The following is a 20,852-nucleotide window of genomic DNA, read 5'->3' on the forward strand; positions in this document are numbered from 1 at the left end:
GTATTTCATGTGCCAGGCGCGAGAAGTTCACTCTGGCGAGGCGGTCATGGCTAAACACTCATTTAACCAGATTAAATACCTGTACTCGTAAAACTATAGGGCGTAGTGTTTAAAGCACCTTATTTTTTATTAGGGACTTCCAGCGCTGGAAACACTTGGTTTTATCTATTTCTTATACGGCCTTCAAAAAAACGCCTGACAGCCGATGGAAAAATTCCGTTTATTGAATTACCGGCCAGAAACTAGCGGCAGTTGCGAAGCGAGGCGGCTGATCGCACCACACAGAAGATCTTTGCTTTATCATGATCGCCATCTCAACTCCCTGATCTGATGGAACGCGACCATGACTTTCGATTTCGACACCGTATTCGAGCGCCACGGTACCGGCAGCACCAAATGGAGCCGCTACCCAGCCGATGTATTGCCAATGTGGGTGGCCGATATGGACTTCCCTGCCCCGCCCGCCGTCATCGAAGCGCTGCACAAACGCCTTGAACATCCGATGCTGGGCTATAGCGTGGCCCAGGACAATTTGCGTGCGGCCATCGTCGCCGACCTGTGGAGCAAGTACGCCTGGCGCGTCGAACCCCTGCAGATCGTGTTCCTGCCCGGGGTCGAGCCGGGTTTCAACATGGCGCTTCATGCCTTGGTAGAGCCGCAACAGAACGTCGTCGTGCAGGTGCCCAACTACCCGCCACTGCGTAACGCTCCCGGTCATTGGAACTTGAACAAGGTGGAATTGCCGTTCAATCCGCTCGATGGTCAATTCCATACCCCGCTGGCCGCGTTGCGCGATGCCTTGCAGGGCGGCGGTGCACTGTTGCTGAGTAATCCCCACAATCCGTTGGGCAAGGTGTTTGACCGGGAAGAACTCAAGGCCGTGGCGGACATTTGCCTGGAGCAGGATGCCTGGATCATCTCCGACGAGATCCATGCCGAGCTGTGTTTCGACGGTCGCGTGCACATTCCCACCGCTTCCCTCAGTCCTGACATTGCCGCGCGCACCATCACGCTGATGTCCGCCAGCAAGGCCTACAACATTGCCGGGTTGAAAACCTCGTTCGCCATCATCCAGGACGCCAAGGTGCGCGAGCGAGTCAACAACGCCCGGGCCGGCATGGTCGACAGCGTCAACGCCCTGGGCCTTGAAGCGACCCGCGCGGCCTACAGCGAAGCCGGCCCGTGGCTGGAAGCCTTGAAGGCGTATCTGCAAGCCAACCGCGATTACCTGGTCGAAGCGGTGAACACTCGCCTGCCGGGCATCACCATGACCGTGCCCCAAGGCACTTACCTGGCCTGGCTCGATTGCTCCGCCCTTGGGCTGGACGATCCGCAGGGGTTCTTCCTGAAGCAAGCCAAGGTCGGCCTCAGCGCCGGACTGGATTTTGGTGACGATGCCGGGCAGTTCGTGCGCTTGAACTTCGGCTGCCCACGGGCGCTGCTGGAGGAAGGGATTGCGCGGATGGAGCGCAGCTTGAAGGCTCGACGCTGATCGCACTGACGAAGAAATACCCCTGGCGAGGGAGCTTGCTCCCGCTGGGTCGCGAAGCGGCCCCGAGATCCGTCGACTCGGTTTTTCAGACAGATCCAGGGGCTGCTGCGCAGCCCAGCGGGAGCAAGCTCCCTCGCCACAGTGAGGCAGCGTTTATTCATGCATGTCCGGCGCATACACAAAACACAACTTGTTGCCCTCCGGATCACGGCAATAGGCTCCAAAATACCCTTCCGAGTACTGAGGCCTGAGTCCAGGCGCGCCTTCGTCGAAACCGCCCAGGGCGATGGCCTGTTCCCAGGCTGCACGCACGGTCTCGGGTGAGTCGGCGGCGAAGCTCACTTGCATGCCGTTGCCCCAGGTGGCGGGCAAGCCGTTGAAGGGCAGCTGCACGAACACCTGCGGCCAATGCTTGCCGGGCTGATGCCAGCCCTCCCCCGCAGGGCCGGAGTCGTTTTCGCTCGCCATGCGCACCAACCCCAGGCAACCGAGGACCGCATCATAAAAAGCGACCATCTTCGGCAGGTCGCGCGCGCCGATTTGTATGTGGCTGAACATTGCACTGCTCCTTATCGAAACCATCTTGTCATTGGAGAATACCGCCTCATCCAATGTTCGGCGGTGACAGCGATCCACTGACGAAACGCCAGCACTACGCTCATCGACTGGCCGGAAAATCCAACCGAACTCAGTCCAAAAGCCCAGAGTCCACCCTCCATCGCAACCCGCATGGAGAACGACAATGGTCGACTACCCTTTCCCACCTTTTCCAAAACAAAGCCAGCCTGTCCCTGGATCGCAGCAGAAAATGGATCCTTATCCCGACTGCGGCGAGCAGAGCTACACCGGTTCCGGACGGCTGGCAAACAAGATAGCCCTGATCACCGGTGCCGACAGCGGCATCGGCCGCGCCGTTGCCATTGCGTTCGCCCGTGAAGGTGCCGACGTCGCGATCTCATATCTGGACGAACATGAAGACGCCAAGGAAACCGCCCGCTGGGTCGAACAGGCCGGTCGCCAGTGCCTGCTGCTGCCAGGCGATCTCGCCGATAAAAGCCAATGCCGAAAAATCGTCGACGAGACCGTCGCGCGCTTCGGCCGTATCGATGTCCTGGTCAACAACGCCGCGTTCCAGATGACCCACGAAAATCTGGAAGAGATTCCTGACGAAGAGTGGGTGCGCACGTTCGATATCAACATCACAGCGATGTTCAGGATCTGCCAGGCCGCGTTGCCGCACATGAAGCCGGGCGGCTCGATCATCAACACCAGCTCGGTCAATTCCGACATGCCCAAGCCGACGCTGCTGGCCTACGCCACCACCAAGGGCGCCATCGCCAACTTCACCGGCGGCCTGGCGCAGATGCTCGGCCCCAAGGGTATTCGGGTCAATAGCGTGGCCCCGGGACCGATCTGGACACCGCTGATCGTGGCGACCATGCCGGAGGAAGAAGTGCAGAATTTCGGCACCCAGACGCCCCTGGGCCGTCCCGGTCAACCGGTGGAAGTGGCGCCGATCTATGTGCTGCTGGCTTCGGATGAGTCCAGCTACATTTCTGGCTCCCGGTATGGGATCACGGGGGGCAAACCGATGCTTTGATCAAAGCATGTGAAACACCCATGTGGCGAGGGGATTTATCCCCGCTGGGGCGCGAAGCGGCCCTAAAAACTGGGCCCCCCAAATGAGGGACTGCTACGCAGTCCAGCGGGGATAAATCCCCTCGCCACAGAGGCATTCTCAGGGAGGCTGGGATCACTGTTCGTTGGCAATCACCGAAATCTTCCCATTACGCTCGATAATCGCAAACTTGATCTGCTCCAGGGTCTCGATACCCTGGCTTGAACGCGCCGCCTCCATGATGTCTTCCTCGGTCAACCGGGCGTGGCGCAGCCGGCTGCGAAGGATTCGGCCGTGCTCGACAATGACCGTCGGACCACCGTCAATCAGCTGCGAAACCCATTTGGAACGCTGCTTGAGCAACGACAACCCGACGTCAATGGCAATCAGCGTGACAATCACCATCAGCGCATTGGTCAACGAAAAATCGTCGCCGAGCAATGCCTGCTGGGTAGCCTCGCCAATGATCATCAACAGCACGAAGTCGAAGGTGGTGATTTCCGCCAGCGAACGACGTCCGGCGATCTTGAACAGCACCAGCAATGCCAGGTAAATCGCGGCGGCCCGTAGCACTGAATCCATAGCTCACCTAAGGGAAAATGAATTGATCGAAACTGACCGCGGCGCCACCGGGCACGGTGATACGGCTATGGTAAAGGCCCAGGCCCTCGCTCCGCAGTGACAGGTAAAGGCTGGCCTGGCCTTGGGCATCGGTCTGGACCCAGATCCGCATGCCCTGCCCCGCGCTTGCCGAACGCAGCGGCTGAGGTTGCAACGCTTCTACGTCGAAGCCTTCCAGCCAATCACCGCCCAGCTCGACCTCTACTGGCGTGTTGGGTTGTCCCTTGAGGCGCATGATCATCGCATTGGTGGAACCGCTTCGATGGAACCTCTCGTACTTGACGCCCAGGCTGCCATCACTGCTTTGGACCTCGCTGCTGCTCAAGGGGCCGCGGGAGAACAACCCAAGCAGGGTCAGCATCACCAACAGCACCAGGACGTACCAGCCCACCCGCTCGAACCGCCAGACCTTGAGCTGGTAGCCCATGTCTTCGCGCACCGGAAACGCGCGGCTGTGAAAATCTTCTGGCTCGGTGGGATCGGTCATGTTGCCTCCCTACCTGCGCTCACCGGCCAAGGCGCGTTGGTGAAAATGCTGTAGTTGAGTGAGGGCGTGTTCAGCGGCCCACAATTGCACCTGGCCGCGACTGCCAAAAAAGCGTTTTTGGCGGCTGAACAGCGCCCGCTGGCCGTTCACCTCGAACGCCCAGGCAAAGCACACCGTACCGGCGGGAATGCCGTCCATGTCGTCAGGGCCGAGAATGCCCGTGGTGGCGACGGCCACGTTGGCGTTGGCGTCGTGCAGTGCGCCGAGGGCCATTTCCTCGGCCACTTCACGGCTGGTGAGGTTGAACATCTCGATGGTGCGCGGGCTGACCCCCAGCAACCGCTGCTTTGCCTCCGGGGAGTACACCACGTAGCCGCTTTCGATCAGCGAACCACTGCCCGGCACCTCGGCCAGCAACGTGACGATCTGGCCGGCCGTGCAGGATTCCGCCGTGGTCAGGCGCAGTTCATGCTCACGCAGATAATCGCAAATGGAGTGGGCAACGCTCATGACAAGACGTCCTTTCAGGGTGCTGATGGGTTGACCCTTGCCGTTATGATTCATTCCCTTTATCGCGCCGCGGCCCGGGCGCGGTAAATAAATGAAACCCCTGTCTGTTGCTGTACCTCAAATTCATAAGGGCCTCACGCAGAGGCTGTCTTGATCAGGAGGTCGTCATGTCTGCGCCTTTCGTCAAACTGTTCACCCATCCCGAGTTCGCCTGGGCGGACATCCGTGAACAAGAACAGGCTCACCCGCGTCATTACTTGGCCCATTTGCTGCTGTTGGCCCTGATACCCGCCGTGTGCCTATACGTCGGTACCACCTGGACCGGCTGGAGCCTGGCCGAAAACGAAACGGTACGGCTCAGCAGCGCCAGTGCACTTCAGTTATGTGTGCTGCTGTACCTGACCATCGTCGCCGGCGTGGTGCTCATGGGCATGTTCATTCGCTGGATGTCCCGCACCTTCGATGCTCGTCCGACGATCAACCAGTGCATCGGTTTCGCAGCCTATACTGCCACGCCGTACTTCCTGGCCGGGATTGCCGGGCTCTATCCCAGCCGTTGGCTGGCGGTGGCCGTGTTGGCGGCGGCCTCGGCCTATTCGACGTTTTTGCTGTTCGTCGGGCTGCCCAAGTTCATGGGCCTCAGGAAAGAGCAAGGCCTGCTGTATTCGGCCAGCGTCTGGGGCGTAGGGCTGTTGGTGCTGGTGACCATCCTGGTGGAAATGATCCTGCTCTGGTTCAACGTCTTGCAGCCGGAATATCTGCGGGTTCCAGTGGGCTGAACATCGACTGCAATTTGGCAACTGCGTGCCGGACAGTTGTGGTGTGGCTAAGCCCTGTGGCGAGGGGATTTATCCCCGATCGAGTGCGGAGCACTCGCCTGACATGGGGCTGCTTTGCAGCCCAGCGGGGATAAATCCCCTCGCCACAGGGTTAGTTAGTCACAGGGCTTACTTCCACAGGGGTTACTTCTCAGTCTTCTTCATACCAATCCGCCGACGCATGTCGGCGGTGATGCTCTGGCGGGTTTTCTTCAAGTCTGCCCATGGCTCGTGACCGACTTCCACCAGGCGCTCATGGACGTTGTGCACGTTCCACAGGTTCGCCCCCTTTAGCTCGGCCACTTCTTCGCGAAAAATGGGCACCGACACGGGCAGCCCCTCCCGGGTGCGGGCGGCGTAAGCGCAGATGGTCGTAGCGCCCAGGCCGTTACGCAGGTAGTCGATGAAAATCCGCCCTACCCGGTTTTTCGGCCCGGATACCGCCGAAAAACGGTCAGGCAGCAGCTTGGCCATGTGGCTGACAATGGCATGGCTGAAGCCCTTGACCTCGTCCCAGCCCAGTTTGCGCGTCAGCGGCACCACCACATGAATACCCTTGCCGCCGCTGGTCTTGAGAAACGACTTCAGCCCCAATTCGTCGAGCACCGATAACGTCAGTTGCGTGGCCTCGACCATGCTTTTCCAGGGCAACGCCGGGTCCGGATCGAGATCAAGGACGAAGCGGTCTGGCTTGTCCAGATCGACTGAGGTCGCGTTCCAGGTATGCAACTCCACCGTGCTCATCTGCACCGCACCGATCAGCGCCTCGGCGTTGTTGATGATCATCACCGGCTGCCCCGTCAGCGCCTTGTCCAGGCTGGTAATGCCGGGGATCGCCAAACGCTCGGCGTTCTTCTGGAAGAACAACTCGCCAGCGATGCCATCCGGGGCCCTGACCAACGCCACCGGGCGATCCGCCAGTTCCGGCAGGATGAACTCGGCAACGCTGGCGTAATACTCGGCCAGTTGCAGCTTGGTGGTGCCGCTGCTGGGGTCGATGACCCGTTCCGGATGGGTGATGCGCACCTTGCCGTCCATGGCCGACGCCTGACCGGCTTTGGGTTTGGCTTTCGCCTTGGGCTTGCTCGGGGTCGCTTCGGGTTCTTGTTTGGCTGGGGATTTTCTCTTTTCGGCGGGCTTTTTCACCGGTTTCGCCAACTCCTGGGTAATCGCCTTGGCCGGCTTGTCGCTGCGCAAACCATGGAACACTGCATGGCGCACCGAGCCGTCCTTGGTCATCTCGGCAAACGCCACTTCGGCCAGCAAGGTCGGTTCAAGCCAGTGCACGCCCTTGGCTTCGTAGCCGGTAGGCGGATTGACCACGGCGGGCTTTTTCGTCTCCAGGGGCAACAACTGCTGATAGATGCTCTTGAGGGTGGTTTCGTTAAACCCGGTACCCACCTTACCGGCGTAGCGCAGCTCGCCACTGTCGGCATCATGCAGCCCCAGCAGCAAGGCGCCGAAGGCACTGCGAGCCCCCTTGGGGTCGCTGAAACCGACCACCACGAACTCCTGGCGGTTCTTGCATTTGAGCTTGATCCAATCGTTGCTGCGCCGGGACACATAGGCGCTGCCCAACCGTTTGCCGATCAGCCCTTCCATCTGCATCTGGCAAGCGCTGTTAAGCAGCGCTTCAGGGGTTTCTTCAAAGGCATCGGAGAATCGCAGCAGCGGATCTTCGTTAGCCTCCAACACGGCGGCCAGTGCGGTTCGCCGCTGCTCCACCGGCACTTTGCGCAGATCCATACCATTGAGGTAAGGCAGGTCGAACAGGTAATAGCCGATCTTGCCACTGCTGCCGACCTCAAAGGCATTTTGCAGGGCCTGAAAGTCCGGCACGCCCTGTTCGTTGGCAACGACCATCTCACCGTCCAGCCAGGCTGACTCCAAGCCCAACGCGGCCAGGGCTGCGGCCTGCTTCGGCAGTTTATGGGTCCAGTCATGGCCGTTACGGGTGATGAGCCTGACATCGCCGTTTTCGATACGCGCCATGACCCGGTAACCGTCGAACTTGATCTCGTAGAGCCATTCGCCGTCGGGGGCGCTGTCCACTAATGTTGCCAGCTCCGGTTTGAGCGTCTCGGGGATCGGCCCGGCCACCGCGCCGCTGAGGCTGGTTTTCGAGGCCTTTTTTGTCGACTTGGCCTTGGCGGTTTTTTCAACGGCTTTCACGGCTTTGGTGGCGGCCTTGCCCCGACGCTTGGGCACGATGGTGCGCTCGCTGAGCACGCTGTCCGGGGCTTCCTGCACCACGTCGTAGTCGCTTTCGGGGCGGGCTGCTTCGTCCTGATGCTTGATCAGGAACCACTGCTCTTGCTTGCCGGGCATGTGGGTACGCACCAGGTTCCACAGGCCACTGAGCTTTTCGCCTTGCAGCTCGAACTTGAGTCGGCCTTTTTCATAGGCCTCAAAAGGATCGCCCTGGGGAATCCACACGCCCCGGTCCCAGACAATGACATCACCGGCACCGTAGTGGCCTTCGGGGATGCTGCCTTCAAACGTCGCGTAATCCAGTGGATGATCTTCGACATGCACCGCCAGGCGCTTGACCTTTGGGTCCAAGGACGGCCCCTTGGGCACCGCCCAGCTCTTGAGCGCGCCGCCAAGCTCCAGGCGGAAGTCGTAATGCAGCCGTGTGGCATCGTGTTTCTGAATGCAGAATTGCAAAGCGTGAGCGCTTTTCGCCGATTTGCGCGAGCGTTTCGCTGCCGGTTCCGGGGTGGCGGCGAAATCGCGCATACGGTTGTAGTCATCCAGGGTCTTGCTACTCATGGACCACCTGCGACCTGCTGCAGCGCCGAATCGGCCACGGGCATCCCCGCGGTTTCCGCCAGCAATTGATCGACGACCCGGCTCAAGGCCTGCTCGGTGGAGTCACCCAGCAGCAACCCTTGTTCGTAGACAACAATTTGCCGATCGGCGCTGGTGCCTTCCTGCACCATGCGACGTGCTTGCTTGAAGACGTCTTGAACCCCCAGGGCGGCGGCCGTTTCACCAAAGGTTTCCTCTGCAACCGTCAGCCACTCACCGATCAGCATGGGCTGTTCCTGTCCCTCGGCGATGAACTCCGCCAGAATCCCGTGGCGTTTGGCCCGCCAGCGGTTTTCCTTGAGCATCCAGTGGGACATCAGGCTGTAGTTGGCACCCGGCCGGGGTTGAGCAATGGCATGGGCGACCATCAGGCGAAACAGCGAGACGAGGCACAGGACGTCTTCGACCCGAGGGCAGGCATCGCAAATGCGCAGTTCCAGCGTGGGGTAACGTGACGACGGTCGTATCACCCACCAACAGTCGCTGGCCTGGTGAATGGAACCGGTGCGCATGAGCATGTCGACGTAGCCGGCGAAACCCGACTCGTCCTCGAAGAACTCCGGGACACCCATGCGCGGCCATTCATCGCAAGCGACCTGGCGATAGCTGCTGAACCCGCTGTAGGCGCCGTTCCAGAACGGTGATGAAGCGCTCAGCGCCAGGAACATCGGCAGCCAAGGCAAAACCTCGTTCATGACCCGCACCCGATCCTGGGTCGCGGGCACTTCCACGTGCACATGCAGACCCGACAACACACTACGCCGCGCCACCCGTTGGTAATCGTCGAACAGTTGCTGGAAATGCAGTTCATCGGTGGGTTGCAGCACCTGGGTCGCCATCGGGTGGGAACCGGCGCTGAGCAAGCCCAGGCCATAGGGCGCCAGGCGCTGGTTCAGGCCCGTGCGCACCTGGGTCAGGTAATCGGCGGCCTCAGGCAGGCTGCGGAAGATGGGCGAGGCCATCTCGACCTGGCTTTGGAACATTTCATGGGCGAAATGCTTGCCCAGCTCGACCCGGCACGCCGCGACAGCCGCCGCTGGGGGTTGACCGGGCATACAGCGGGTCTGCAGGTCGGTGATGAAATACTCCTCTTCAATACCGAACTTCATGCGCCTGTTCATCGATAGTCCCTCCGATACCCGCGCCGATGCGGGTTACAACCAACGCCACCACGGCGATCCTTTCCACGTCCTGATAACCCGGCGTGAGCAGTTCCTCACCGAACACATCCGGGTCCAATTCTCGATAGGTCCAGCCAAACTCCGCCGAGTCACGCCATGGCCTGAGCGCTTCGAGAAACGGATCTCGGCCATCGACCATTGCCACGCCGGTATAGAGCACCAGCGAACCACCCGGTGTGAGTCGGGGCAAGGCCTGCTCGACGATGCGCAACGACAGCCCGGCACCAAGCACCCCGCCACCATGACGATAGGCGCGCTCGGACGGATCAGCCATGTATGGCGGGTTGGCGACAATCAGGTCGAAGCTGCCCTCCACGTCCTGTAGCACGTCGCTGCGGGCGATTTCGACGTTGGCCACTTCGGCCAATGCCGCATTCACCGCAGTCAGGCGCAGGGCCAGCGGGTTTATGTCCAGGGCCAGCACCTGAGCTTCGCGCCGGGCCCGGGCAATCACCAGGGCCCCGACACCGGCGCCACAGCCGATGTCCACGGCACGATGCACCGCTGTGAAGTTCTGTTGCAGATGAGTATGGATCAGTTGTGCGAAGCGGTAGCTGTCCGGGCCGAAAAACACCGCATCATTGGCCTGGGTGGGGAATTGCGAATGGGCAAACAGCAAACCATCCAGGCTCGACCAGCGCACCCGGCTACGCAACAGGCCGTCGCGCGCCTCCAGTACTTCGGCTTCCTGCAATTGCCGCTGCTCATCGGCGCTGATCAGCCCCGCGGCAAACGGCCGCGACCAGCCAAACACATCCCGTAGTGTCTTGGCGCGCTCGTTGCCAGGCCGTTGGTTGACCCGCTCGTGGGTCAGGGGCGTCGGGGTGATGAAACGATAGCCGTCAGCTTGCAAGCGGCGGCCCAATTGCAGCAAGGCCAGGTCCGCTTCGGACAGGCGTTCTTCTGGATTCATGCAGGGCTCCTAGCGCAGTGCGGATTTGAGTTCGATGAACCGCCGCGTCGCCAGCAGTCCGGCCGGGTGACTGTGGCAACGGGCCGAAAGCCAAGGCATCAAAATATGCATTTGCTCATCGGGCGTCTGGCCTTGCAGCGCTTGTTGCAGGCTTTGCACATCGGGGTCTTCCACCGGCATCTGTGGCTCACAAACGGCCCCGTGACTGCGGCGTGGGCCCGACCGCGTGCCCTGCTCCAGCCAGTCCCCTGCGATCCAGTCGTGCAGCAGTTGCTTTTCATAAGGGCTGAACACCCCGAACATGGCCGCCCCCGCGCCTTCGATCAAGGTCCAGAAGCGGCTGTTCCGGGGATCTTCGTGACGTTTGATCCAACCCTTGTTCTGCAGCGCCGCAAGGAAGCCCTCCAATTGTCCCGGTGCCGAAAGCCACTGGTTGACGGTCTGGCCTTCAAACTTGCAGTAATCGGAATGCATGTGCTGGCCGAACGGGCGTTTGCGTTCGAGCATGGCCAACACTTCACGGTAGAGGTCGAACGACTCGATGATTGCCCGACTGCCCTGCCCCAGATCGTTGAGGCGATAGCCCAGAGTGACCCGGCGCCAGAAAGACTCGCGGTCGGCTGCCATCGGCATCAGTTGCAGCAACGATTGCACGGCCTTATGGGCATGACCGGTGCTGGCGTTGTCGATGGTCACGTGGAGGGTGAAGTAGTACGGGTCGATGTCCAGTTCGCTCAGCTCATAAGCGCTGATCAACAGGTGCAAGGGCAGTTGTTCGTAACCCAGGTTGTAACCGATGACCTCGGGCAGGTACTCATCGCCCGCGTAACCCAGGGCCAGTTGCACCGCGCCTTGCAGGTAGCGCTCATCATCGATGTCCGGAGCGTCCGGCAATCCGTGCTCGGCCAGTAGCTTGCGATAGATCACCACATGGTTTTGCGCAGGATTGCCGTCTCCCAGCTCCTCCAGATAGGTGCATAGCAGGCCTTCGAAACGGTGGTCGTGCCAATGCTTGAGCACGCCATACAGCCAGGCGCCGTCTACGAGTTTGGTCGGCGCAACGGCTTGCAGGAAATACAAGGCATGGGCCTTGCTGCTGAAGAACTCTCGCGCACCGCCACTTTTGCGCCGTTCCAGATACTCGGCGTATTGCCGGGCGACGCCGGCGCTGTGTTGCTCGACCCAGGCTTGCAGGGCCATGGGATCATCGGGCATCTCCTGGGGGAGTGCCTCGGCTTGTTCAGCGCAATGCTGGAGGAAGGCTTGGGCGGCGGCTTGCTTGTCCGCATCGTCGGGGCCCTGGAGCAGTCGTTCATAGCATTGGCGCACGGTCCCGGCGGCCGTGACAGGTTGCACGGTGGCAGGCTGGGATCGGAGGGTTGTCAGCGCGGTCATAAGGGCCTCTTGGGTTCTCTGCAGGACGCTGAGTCAGCACGTCTCTATTTTTGCAGAGCACTTTGAGCAGCGAAAAATTCCCTTGGGGTGCAAAGCCGCCGGATAAACGGAACCGGGCCGTTTCGGTGGGAACCCTGGCTCCGCTCCGAACCTCGAATGATGACAAGCGCGGCAACGTCGGCGACGTGAACACCCTGTGGCGAGGGATATTGTTTTCTCAGCCAGGTCCCTCCCAGTGTCCAAGGAGCAACAATGATTTTCACTGTATGGGTAGCGGTGCTCGGTGCCGTGTTGTTGACCCTGGCCCTGACCTCTTCCTACCTGCGCTGGATGCCGGTTACCACCTCGGCGATGTGTCTGGTGCTGGGTGCGGTCATCGGACCGGCCGGGCTGGGTCTGCTGAAGCTGGACCTCGGCGACTCTTCGGTATGGATGGAACATCTCACGGAAGTCGCGGTGGTGTTTTCGCTGTTCGTCAGCGGCCTCAAGCTGCGCCTGCCCCTCAAGGACCGGACCTGGCGCGTCGCCTATGGGTTGGCCGGGCCGGTGATGATCCTGACCATCGCCGGCCTGTGCCTGACGCTGCATTACCTGTTCGGTCTCGGTTGGGGCGTGTCGTTGCTAATCGGCGCGATGCTGGCTCCTACCGACCCGGTATTGGCGGCGTTGGTACAGGTCAACGATGCCCGGGACGACGATCGGGTACGCTTCGGTTTGTCTGGCGAAGCCGGATTGAACGATGGCACCGCGTTTCCCTTTGTCATCCTGGGGCTGCTGGTGCTGCGCGCGGACGGCAGCGGCTTTCTCGGAGAATGGGTCCTGCGCAGTGTGCTGTGGGCCGTGCCGGCCGGCTTGCTGATCGGCTACTGGATGGGGCGCGGCATCGGTCGGCTGACCTTGTCGATGCGCATCAAGAATGCCGACAGCACCCTGTCACCCAATGACTATCTGGCCCTGGCGCTGATCGCCCTGGCCTATGTCGCGGCCGAGGCGGTCCAAGGCTATGGTTTTCTCTCGGTGTTCGCCGCAGGCCTGGGACTGCGCCAGGCCGAAGTGCAGTCCACCGACGAAAACTCACCGCCGGCCGAACACCTGGTGCAACCCGTCGTCGGTCACGAAGCCGTCGATCCCCAACAAGCGGTGCTGGGGGATACCGCGTCCCTGGATGACGGCCAGGTGGCGGCCGGTGTGATGATGGGCGACATGCTCGCGTTCGGCAGCTTGGTGGAGCGCTCCATGGAAGTGTTCCTGGTGACGCTGCTCGGGGTGGTAGTAGCCAATCACTGGGATTGGCGGGCCTTGGCCATCGGCGCCCTGCTGTTTGCTGTGATTCGCCCCTTGAGTGTGTTGGCGATGCCCTGGGGGCGATTGCTGGACGGGCCGCAGCGGTTGTTGATCGGTTGGTTTGGCATACGCGGTATCGGTAGTCTGTTTTATCTGTTCTATGCCTTGAATCATGACCTGCAGCCAGAGGTGGCCAGGTTGTGCATCAACCTCACGTTGTCGGTGGTGGCGTTGAGCATCCTGGCCCATGGGCTGAGCACCCAGCCTATGTTGGCTTGGTATGAGCGTCGCAAGCGATCGAACTGAGGGCTTTTGGGGGCGCCTCAGCCTACGGGATCGGTCACTTGGATCAGGATTGAATACGCCCCCAGCAACACCCAGAACGTGGCAAAGATCCACGGCGTACGCACCGAAAACAGCAGCGACTTGCGATAGCCCTTGTGGGTCGACTCCCGCTCGCTGAACAGCGGGGAATCGTCGTACGCCAGGCCCATCAACGGTTCGGCGCGCAGCAGTTCACTTTGTTTGAAATGCCAGTGATCAATGATGTCGTAGGCCGCGCGGATGCCTGGCCAAGCGTTGAGCGAACTCAAGAAGCCCAGCAAGGCCAGGAATGACGGCACGATCAAGGTAAACAACTTGCCCCACTCCGGGTTCAGGTTGGCCATGCACGAGGCAAAGGCGATCACCAGGAAGGATTGGGCCGCCAGGTAGGCATCGGTTCGATTGGCCAGGATGCTGGTTTCGTACTGGATTTCCCGCCGATAAAAATCCAACCGTTCCTTGGGGGAGCCGAACAGCTTGGCATTGTGTTCAGTCAGTTCTTCTTCCGGGGTTGGATGAGTGAGTATTCTGGGCATTACGCAGGCTGTGCCTCGGTGAGGGTTCGGACTCATTAGAAGAACCGGGCGCGAGGCAAGTTCAAGCCGGTGGACCGAAGGCACGACAACACTTCAACGAAACGCTCTCCGATCATCCGTGTCTGTAAATCATCAACTGCATGAGGAGGGACACGTGGATTATCTTGGATGGGTGCAATGGCCAGCGATGGTAGTCACCGTGCTGGCCGCCTGGTTGATCGGCTCACGCCAGCCCCGCCGCAGGGTGGCGGGGTTCAGTTGTTTCATCGCCAGCAACATTCTCTGGGTGGTCTGGGGGCTGCATTCAAATGCATACGCGCTGATCGTGCTGCAATTTTGTCTGTGCGCGATGAATTTGCGCGGGTTCAAGAAAAATACCGAGTAGGCAGCGGAATTTGTGGCGCGGGGACCACACGGTCCACGGTGCCTACTTCATCGTCTGCCCAATGATCTGCACCAGGTCGAGCTGTTTGAACGGCTTGATCAGCCGTGGCAGCTGGCTGGCGAAGCCTTCCAGGCGTTCGGCGTAACCGGTGGCGAGGATGATCGGCAGGTCCGGTTGTTTGTCTCGCAGTATTTTCGCCAACTGCGCACCGTCCATCTGCGGCATGGCCATGTCGGTGATCACCAGGTCGATGTCCTGATTGCATTCATACAGCTCCAGCGCCTGAGCCCCCGACGGCGCGCACAGGACTCGGTGCCCCAGGTCCTCGATCAACAAACGAGTGGAGGTCAGTACCAGGCTGTCGTCATCGACCACCAGTACCAGCAGCTCATGAACCGGCGGCGCTGCCACCTCCTGGGTCGACGCCTTGTCCAGCGCCGGATTTTCAGCCACCGGCAACCACAACTCGGCGGTGGTGCCCATGCCTTTCCGGCTCTTGAGCGTCAGGCGGCCACCCAATTGCTCGGCCAAGCCATGCACCATGGACAACCCCAGTCCGGTGCCCTTGCCGACGCCCTTGGTGGTGAAAAACGGGTCCACGGCCGAAGCCAGTGTTTCCTCGTCCATACCCTCGCCTTCATCGGTGATCGACAGGCAAATGTACCGACCGGGCGCCATGGGTTTATCCGGCCCGGCTTGGCTCCCCTGTCGTTCATCGGCGGCAATCACGATGCGACCGCCGTGGGGCATGGCGTCCCGGGCATTGGTCGCCAGGTTGAGGATCGCCAGCTCCAACTGGTTGACGTCGGCCCATACGGGTGACAACACCTCAGTGAAGTCGGTCTGGATGTGAATCGAAGGTCCCATGGAGCTTTGCAGCAAGCCGCTGATGCCGCGCACCAGGGCTGACAGCTCGACCGATTCGGAGGACAGTTTCTGCCGACGGGCAAACGCCAGCATGCGCTGGGTCAGCGACACACCGCGCAGCGCCCCCTGGGTGGCGTTGTCCAGCAACTGAGCGAGTTTCGGCTCGGCGGGCATGCGCTTGCGCACGATTTCCAGGTTGCCGAGGATCACCGTCAGCAGGTTATTGAAGTCATGGGCGATGCCGCCTGTGAGCTGGCCGATGGCTTGCAGCTTCTGGGATTGGAACAAGGCTTCACGGGCCTGTTCAAGGGCCTGCTGCGCCTGGGTGGCATCGGTGATATCGCGGGTGATCTTGGCAAAGCCCAGCAGCGTACCGGTGTCGCTGCGGATCGCGTCGATGACCACGTGCGCCATGAACCGGGTGCCGTCCTTGCGCATGCGCCAGCCCCTTTTTTCGAAACGCCCCTCGCTGGCGGCAATGCTCAATGCCCGTTGCGGCTCACCAGCGTCGCGGTCCTCGGGGGTGTAGAACATCGAAAAATGCCGGCCGATGGCCTCGGCCGGAAGATAGCCCTTGATCCGTTGCGCCCCCAGGTTCCAGTTAGTCACTTGGCCATCCGGGTCGAGCATGTAGATAGCGTAATCGGTAACGCTTTGCACCAGCAGGCGAAACTGCTGCTCGCTTTGCTTGAGGGTTTCCTCGGCCATCTTGCGATCAGTCAGGTCGCGGGTGATCTTGGCGAAACCGAGCAATGCGCCGCTCTGGCTATCGATGATCGGGTCAATGACCACGTGGGACCAGAACAATGTGCCGTCCTTGCGCACCCGCCAACCTTCACCCTCGAAACGGCCCTCGCGCAGGGCCGTGTCCAGCGCCCGTTGCGGCAGGCCGGCGGCGCGGTCCTGATCGGTATAGAAACGGGAAAAGTGCTGGCCCAGGATCTCGGACTCTTCGTAACCCTTGAAACGCCTGGCGCCGGAGTTCCAACTGGTGATGATGCCCGAGGGATCGGTCATGTAAATGGCGTAGTCGACCACAGCGTCGATGAGCAGGCGAAATCGCTGGTCTTCGTTTATGAGCGCGGTCTTGGGGTCATTGTCGAGCATCTGGCCGGGGCATCCGTGTGGATTTTTGCGGATTATGGAGCAAGTCGGGTGTCAGGAAAATTGCTTGACGCTGTGTTCTTCCTGACTGACAGACCACCAACGCGGCAACAAGTGCTGCACCCTCGCCTCGCCGAACCGATCATCAATCAGCATCACCACCCCGCGGTCCTGCTGGGTGCGAATGACCCGACCTGCGGCCTGCACGACTTTTTGCAAGCCGGGATACAGATAGGTGTAATCGTAGCCGTCGCCGAAAATCGCCGCCATGCGCTGTTTCATCTGCTCATTGACCGGGTTGAACTGCGCCAGCCCCAAGGTGGCGATGAACGCCCCGATCAGCCGTGAGCCCGGCAAGTCGATGCCTTCGCCGAATGCGCCGCCCAGCACGGCAAAACCAATGCCTTGGCTGTGTTCCATGAAACGCTCGAGAAAGGCCTGCCGGGGCGCCTCGCCCATGCCGCGAGATTGCGCCCAGGTGGCAATCTGCGGGTGCCGCTCGGCAAACAGCCCGGCCACCTGTTGCAGGTAATCGAAGCTGCTGAAGAATGCCAGGTAGTTGCCCGGACGCTCACTGAATTGACGGGCCATCAACGCGACGATGGGCTCCAGGGACGCCTGGCGGTGGGCAAACCGGGTAGAAATCCGGCTGATCACCCGGACATCCAGCTGTTCGGCCTGGAACGGCGATTCAACATCAATCCACACCGTGTCCGTCGGCGTGCCCAGCAGGTCAGCGTAATAGTGGCGAGGGCTCAGGGTCGCGGAAAACAGCACGCTGCTGCGGGCCGCCTTCAGCCTGGGCCGCAGGAACGCCGCCGGCACCACATTGCGCAGGCACAACGTCGACAGGCTGCGCTGGCGACCAAGTTCGCGCTTGTGGATGTCGAACAGAAAGTGTTCGTCAAAGGACTCGGCCACGCGGCCGAACTGCAAGGCGTCGAAGTAAAACGCCTGTAATCCGCTGTCCAGGCCCTGTGGGTGATCGTTGAGGTAGTCGCCAATGGCCGTGGTGCAGGTGGACAAGGCCTGGAGCAGTTTTTCCGGCGGTTTTTCATAGGCCTGATAGGCCGCTGTCTGCGGTGCATGCAGGGCGTTCCATTGGCGACTGACCCTTTCCAACGCTTTTTTCAGCGGTTCGGGAGCGGTCTTGCGCACCGCCGCCAGTGTCGACTGATCAAGGGTCGCGCTATACATCTGTCGCCCCCGCTCCACCAGGTTATGGGCTTCGTCCACCAGGGTCGCCACGGTCCAGCCATTGGCCTGGGCCAGGCCAAAAAGCAAGGCGCTGAAATCGAAGTAATAGTTGTAGTCGGCCACCACCACGTCGGCCCAGCGGGCCATTTCCTGGCTGAGGTAATACGGACAGACCTCATGGGCCAGTGCGATCTCCCGCAACGCGGCCTGATCCAGCAACGGGACCTGGCTCGCCGCCGCCCGGGCTCCGGGCAAACGATCATAGAACCCGCGCGCCAGCGGGCACGATTCGCCATGGCAGGCTTTGTCCAGGTGTTCGCAGGCCTTGTCCCGGGCAATCATTTCCAGCACGCGTAATGGCATCGACGGTGCGCTGCGGGTGAGCACTTGAGCGGCGTCCAGTGCCAGCTTGCGTCCTGGGGTTTTTGCGGTGAGAAAGAAGACTTTGTCCAGTTGCTGCGGCGCCAGGGCCTTGAGCATCGGGAACAGCGTGCCGACGGTCTTGCCAATGCCGGTGGGCGCCTGGGCCATCAGACAACGGCCGGTGCTGACGGCCTTGAACACCGACTCAGCCAAGTGTCGCTGCCCTGGCCTGAAGCTGGCGTGAGGGAAAGCCAACGTTTGTGCGCCGAGATTGCGGGCCTGGCGGTGGGCCATTTCCTGTTCGGCCCAGGCCAGGAACAGCGCGCACTGTGCTTCAAAAAAAGCCAGCAGTTGCGCCGCCTCGAAGCTTTGCGTGAGGCAGGTTTCCTTTTCGCTGACGATGTCGAAATACACCAAAGCGATGTCGATATGCGACAACTGTAGTTTCTGGCACATCAACCAGCCGTAGATTTTCGCCTGGGCCCAATGCAGCTGGCGGTGATTGGCCGGTTGCTTGCTCAGGTCGCCCCGGTACGTCTTCACTTCTTCGAGGCAGTTGCGGGCCGGGTCATAGCCGTCGGCCCGGCCTTTGACTTTCAGCGTTTGGTAGAAACCTTCGAGGGCCACTTCAGCCTGGTATTCCGTGCTGCGTCGTGACGCCACGGTGCGATGGCCGGCGATGCCTTCCAGGGCCGTGGGCGACGGTGTGAAGCGCAGGTCAAGGTCGCCCACCTTGGCGGTGAACTCACACAACGCCCGCACGGCAATGCTGTAGCCCGGCGCCTGGGTCATGCGCCCTGCTCCGCCCATTGCACGTAGCAAACGGCGACGGGCATCTGGTGCTCATGGCAAAACTCCAGCCAGCGCAGTTGGTTGTCTTGCAGGCGATCGCCAGGGCCTTTGACTTCGATCATCCGGTAGGTCTTGTGCTGGGGCCAGAACTGGATCAGGTCCGGCATCCCGGCGCGGTTGGCCTTGATGTCCTGCAGCAGGCGGTTGAACCACTGCTTGAGGTGCTCGGCCGGCAGGCAATCGAGGGCCTGGTTCAACAGGTCCTCGGACAGCGCGCCCCAGAACACAAAAGGTGATTGCACGCCCCACTTTTCCGCGAAACGGCGACCGATGGTGTCTCGATAGCGGCCATCGTCCAGTTCTGCGAGACAAGCGGCGAACAGCTCGGCGCGGCGGGCATGGAAGTCTTCGCTGAGCAGGTCGACCGGCCCGCGCTGGAAAGGGTGGAAAAACGCCCCTGGCAATGGCGCGAAAATCGCTGGCCAGCATAGCAGGCCGAACAGTGAGTTGATCAGGCTGTTCTCCACGTAATGCACCGGCGCGGTGTCGTCGTGCAGATGGGCCTGCACGTGATACTCCACCGACAAGGCCGGATCGACCCGGGGCAAGTGCAGATCCAGCCGTTCTACCTCACGGGCCATGGTTCGCGGCACCGGCGGCCCGCCAAGCTTGCGTCGCAGCCGGGGCACGATCCTGAGCAAGGCTTGGGTTTCGGCGGCGCTTTGCGGCGATTGCGCGGCGGTTTCACCCAGCTCAAGGGCCAGGGCGTACTCACCGATCCGCTCCAGCACGCGGATCATCCGCAGCCGTGCGCCCGGATAGGTGCACTCGCGGTAGATGCACAGGGCCAGGGCGAAATCACCGACGCGTTCGCCGTACTGGCCGATCTGGAACAACAACTTGCCCCGACGCCGTTCCAACCATGGATTGTCCAAGGCCAGGGCATTGACTTGAGCGACGATGTCTTCAACCGGCTCGCCGGCTTCGAAGCGCTGCTGGCAGGCGTGGAGGAACAGGCAGGCATCGACGTCCTGGCGGCTGCGCAAGCCGCGAGATTCAGCACTGAACTCGACGGTTTCGTAGGTAAAAATGCCCAGGTCCGCCAGCACGAACTCCGACCAGTCCTGGTAAAGATTGCCGAAAAACATCAGCCGCAACCGGTCGCAGAGGTCCATGATCGTCAGGCTGAACAGACGGTCCTCAAGCTGCGGGCACCAGGCGCGAAAGGGCTGTGGCTGGCTGGACCCGTCATTCAGGGCGTGGAGCCATTCAGTCTTTTTCGCCTTGGGTTGTTCAATCAGGTGGCCCAGGCACTGGAGGATTTCCGACTTGAGCAGCACTTCAAACACCTCAACGAGGCTCAGGTGGGCCTGTTCCTCGATCCAGCCCAGCGCCAGCAACGGCTCGGCGGCGCTGGCGATGTCACCGATTTCCGGGTAATGCAGCTTGCTGTGGCGGAATCGCAGCCCTTTGCGCATCACCATCCGCACTAGCAAGCCCTGTGACGAGCGAGGCAATGCCGCAAAATCGTCGACAAATCGCTGTTCTTCGGCGCTGAGCACATCGGCATAACGTTGCGCCAGCCAGGCGAGCACGCGCTGAAAGTTGTTCAGGTAGTAAAAGGGATCGTCGAGAGGGTTGACTGTCACGGAGAAGAAGCGCCACGGATGCTGGAGTACTGGTTATGCGTACAGATATCAGCTACGACCGGTCCAGGCAACTGCAAAAGATGAGCGGTCTCCTATATTTAGAGGTGAAATCCCTCATCCAGCGATGAACTTTCCTACGGCAAGCGAGACCAATGGCGGTTGGCTATGAGATGGCGGGGCCGAATCAGCTGCCCGCGTATTTTTGATTGAGAGGTTATGGATATGAACATCAGGTTTCTGGGCTTGCCCCTGGCCGCCGTGGCATTCCTGGCTCTGGCCGGCTGCGCATCACCCACCGTGGTGACCTTGCAGAACGGTACCCAGTATTTGACCAAGGACACCCCCAATACCCGTACCGCAGACGGCTTCTACGAATTCGAAGACATTTCCGGTAAGAAAGTCCGGGTCCGCGCCGATGACGTGGCGACGATCCGCAAGGAAGACTGACCCCCTCCTGAGCGAGAGCGCCAGTTGTCAAACCGGCGCCATGACGTGACGAGAGAGC

At 60.9% G+C, this 20,852-nt stretch carries 18 protein-coding genes; 6 read left to right on the plus strand and 12 right to left on the minus strand.

Features of this window, described 5'->3' with window-relative positions; genetic code table 11:
• Positions 1-343: 343 nt before the first annotated feature.
• On the plus strand, positions 344-1,492 hold the full coding sequence (locus CD58_RS14440; RefSeq protein WP_025213710.1) for a MalY/PatB family protein: 1,149 nt from the start codon (positions 344-346) through the stop codon (positions 1,490-1,492).
• 153 nt (positions 1,493-1,645) lie between these two features.
• On the opposite strand, the gene CD58_RS14445 is transcribed toward CD58_RS14440, so the two are convergent.
• A complete protein-coding gene (locus CD58_RS14445; protein ID WP_025213711.1) occupies positions 1,646-2,050 on the minus strand; it encodes a VOC family protein in 405 nt (134 codons plus the stop codon).
• Positions 2,051-2,234: 184 nt separating this feature from the next.
• On the opposite strand from CD58_RS14445, the gene CD58_RS14450 reads away from it, so the two are divergent.
• A complete protein-coding gene (locus CD58_RS14450; RefSeq protein ID WP_025213712.1) occupies positions 2,235-3,092 on the plus strand; it encodes an SDR family oxidoreductase in 858 nt (285 codons plus the stop codon).
• A gap of 153 nt (positions 3,093-3,245) precedes the next feature.
• On the opposite strand, the gene CD58_RS14455 is transcribed toward CD58_RS14450, so the two are convergent.
• The 3 genes from CD58_RS14455 to CD58_RS14465 are packed head-to-tail and all read right to left on the minus strand — an operon-like array spanning position 3,246 to position 4,728.
• Positions 3,246-3,692, minus strand: a complete 447-nt coding sequence (locus CD58_RS14455; RefSeq protein WP_025213713.1) for a DUF421 domain-containing protein — start codon at positions 3,690-3,692, stop codon at positions 3,246-3,248.
• A gap of 7 nt (positions 3,693-3,699) precedes the next feature.
• Positions 3,700-4,218, minus strand: a complete 519-nt coding sequence (locus CD58_RS14460; RefSeq protein WP_025213714.1) for a hypothetical protein — start codon at positions 4,216-4,218, stop codon at positions 3,700-3,702.
• Between the two features lie 9 nt (positions 4,219-4,227).
• A complete protein-coding gene (locus CD58_RS14465; RefSeq protein WP_025213715.1) occupies positions 4,228-4,728 on the minus strand; it encodes a CinA family protein in 501 nt (166 codons plus the stop codon).
• Between the two features lie 167 nt (positions 4,729-4,895).
• Here CD58_RS14465 and CD58_RS14470 point away from each other — a divergent pair, with 167 nt between their 5' ends.
• Positions 4,896-5,507: a Yip1 family protein gene (locus tag CD58_RS14470; protein ID WP_025213716.1), complete on the plus strand. Its 612-nt coding sequence runs from the start codon at positions 4,896-4,898 to the stop codon at positions 5,505-5,507.
• A gap of 183 nt (positions 5,508-5,690) precedes the next feature.
• Here CD58_RS14470 and ligD read toward each other — a convergent pair whose 3' ends face one another.
• The 4 genes from ligD to CD58_RS14490 are packed head-to-tail and all read right to left on the minus strand — an operon-like array spanning position 5,691 to position 11,846.
• The gene (gene ligD, locus CD58_RS14475) at positions 5,691-8,318 is read right to left on the minus strand and encodes a DNA ligase D (protein ID WP_025213717.1); all 2,628 of its coding nucleotides are present in this window, start codon (positions 8,316-8,318) and stop codon (positions 5,691-5,693) included.
• Positions 8,315-9,478, minus strand: coding sequence for a carboxylate-amine ligase (locus CD58_RS14480; protein WP_025213718.1), 1,164 nt, complete (start codon positions 9,476-9,478; stop codon positions 8,315-8,317). The genes ligD and CD58_RS14480 overlap by 4 nt, the downstream gene beginning before the upstream one ends.
• Positions 9,450-10,451 (minus strand): methyltransferase, encoded by a 1,002-nt coding sequence (locus CD58_RS14485; protein WP_025213719.1) that lies wholly within the window; start codon positions 10,449-10,451, stop codon positions 9,450-9,452. The genes CD58_RS14480 and CD58_RS14485 overlap by 29 nt, the downstream gene beginning before the upstream one ends.
• Before the next feature lie 9 nt (positions 10,452-10,460).
• A complete protein-coding gene (locus tag CD58_RS14490; protein WP_025213720.1) occupies positions 10,461-11,846 on the minus strand; it encodes an iron-containing redox enzyme family protein in 1,386 nt (461 codons plus the stop codon).
• Between the two features lie 252 nt (positions 11,847-12,098).
• Here CD58_RS14490 and CD58_RS14495 point away from each other — a divergent pair, with 252 nt between their 5' ends.
• Positions 12,099-13,436, plus strand: coding sequence for a cation:proton antiporter (locus CD58_RS14495; protein ID WP_025213721.1), 1,338 nt, complete (start codon positions 12,099-12,101; stop codon positions 13,434-13,436).
• Between the two features lie 17 nt (positions 13,437-13,453).
• On the opposite strand, the gene CD58_RS14500 is transcribed toward CD58_RS14495, so the two are convergent.
• Positions 13,454-13,990: a hypothetical protein gene (locus tag CD58_RS14500; protein ID WP_025213722.1), complete on the minus strand. Its 537-nt coding sequence runs from the start codon at positions 13,988-13,990 to the stop codon at positions 13,454-13,456.
• Positions 13,991-14,144: 154 nt separating this feature from the next.
• Here CD58_RS14500 and CD58_RS14505 point away from each other — a divergent pair, with 154 nt between their 5' ends.
• Positions 14,145-14,375, plus strand: a complete 231-nt coding sequence (locus tag CD58_RS14505) for a hypothetical protein (RefSeq protein WP_025213723.1) — start codon at positions 14,145-14,147, stop codon at positions 14,373-14,375.
• 42 nt (positions 14,376-14,417) lie between these two features.
• On the opposite strand, the gene CD58_RS14510 is transcribed toward CD58_RS14505, so the two are convergent.
• From CD58_RS14510 to CD58_RS14520, 3 genes are read right to left on the minus strand one after another with little or no spacing between them, the layout of a single operon-like run.
• On the minus strand, positions 14,418-16,349 hold the full coding sequence (locus CD58_RS14510; RefSeq protein WP_025213724.1) for a hybrid sensor histidine kinase/response regulator: 1,932 nt from the start codon (positions 16,347-16,349) through the stop codon (positions 14,418-14,420).
• Positions 16,350-16,400: 51 nt separating this feature from the next.
• Positions 16,401-18,698, minus strand: a complete 2,298-nt coding sequence (locus CD58_RS14515) for an ATP-dependent DNA helicase (RefSeq protein ID WP_025213725.1) — start codon at positions 18,696-18,698, stop codon at positions 16,401-16,403.
• Positions 18,695-20,347, minus strand: a complete 1,653-nt coding sequence (locus CD58_RS14520; protein WP_025213726.1) for a VRR-NUC domain-containing protein — start codon at positions 20,345-20,347, stop codon at positions 18,695-18,697. Before CD58_RS14520 ends, CD58_RS14515 begins: the two co-directional genes overlap by 4 nt.
• 222 nt (positions 20,348-20,569) lie before the next feature.
• Between CD58_RS14520 and CD58_RS14525 the strand changes: the two genes are divergently transcribed.
• Complete coding sequence (locus CD58_RS14525) at positions 20,570-20,794, plus strand: YgdI/YgdR family lipoprotein (protein WP_025213727.1); 225 nt, start codon at positions 20,570-20,572, stop codon at positions 20,792-20,794.
• Positions 20,795-20,852 lie beyond the last annotated feature (58 nt).

This window comes from Pseudomonas brassicacearum (assembly GCF_000585995.1).
GTDB lineage: Bacteria > Pseudomonadota > Gammaproteobacteria > Pseudomonadales > Pseudomonadaceae > Aquipseudomonas > Aquipseudomonas brassicacearum_A.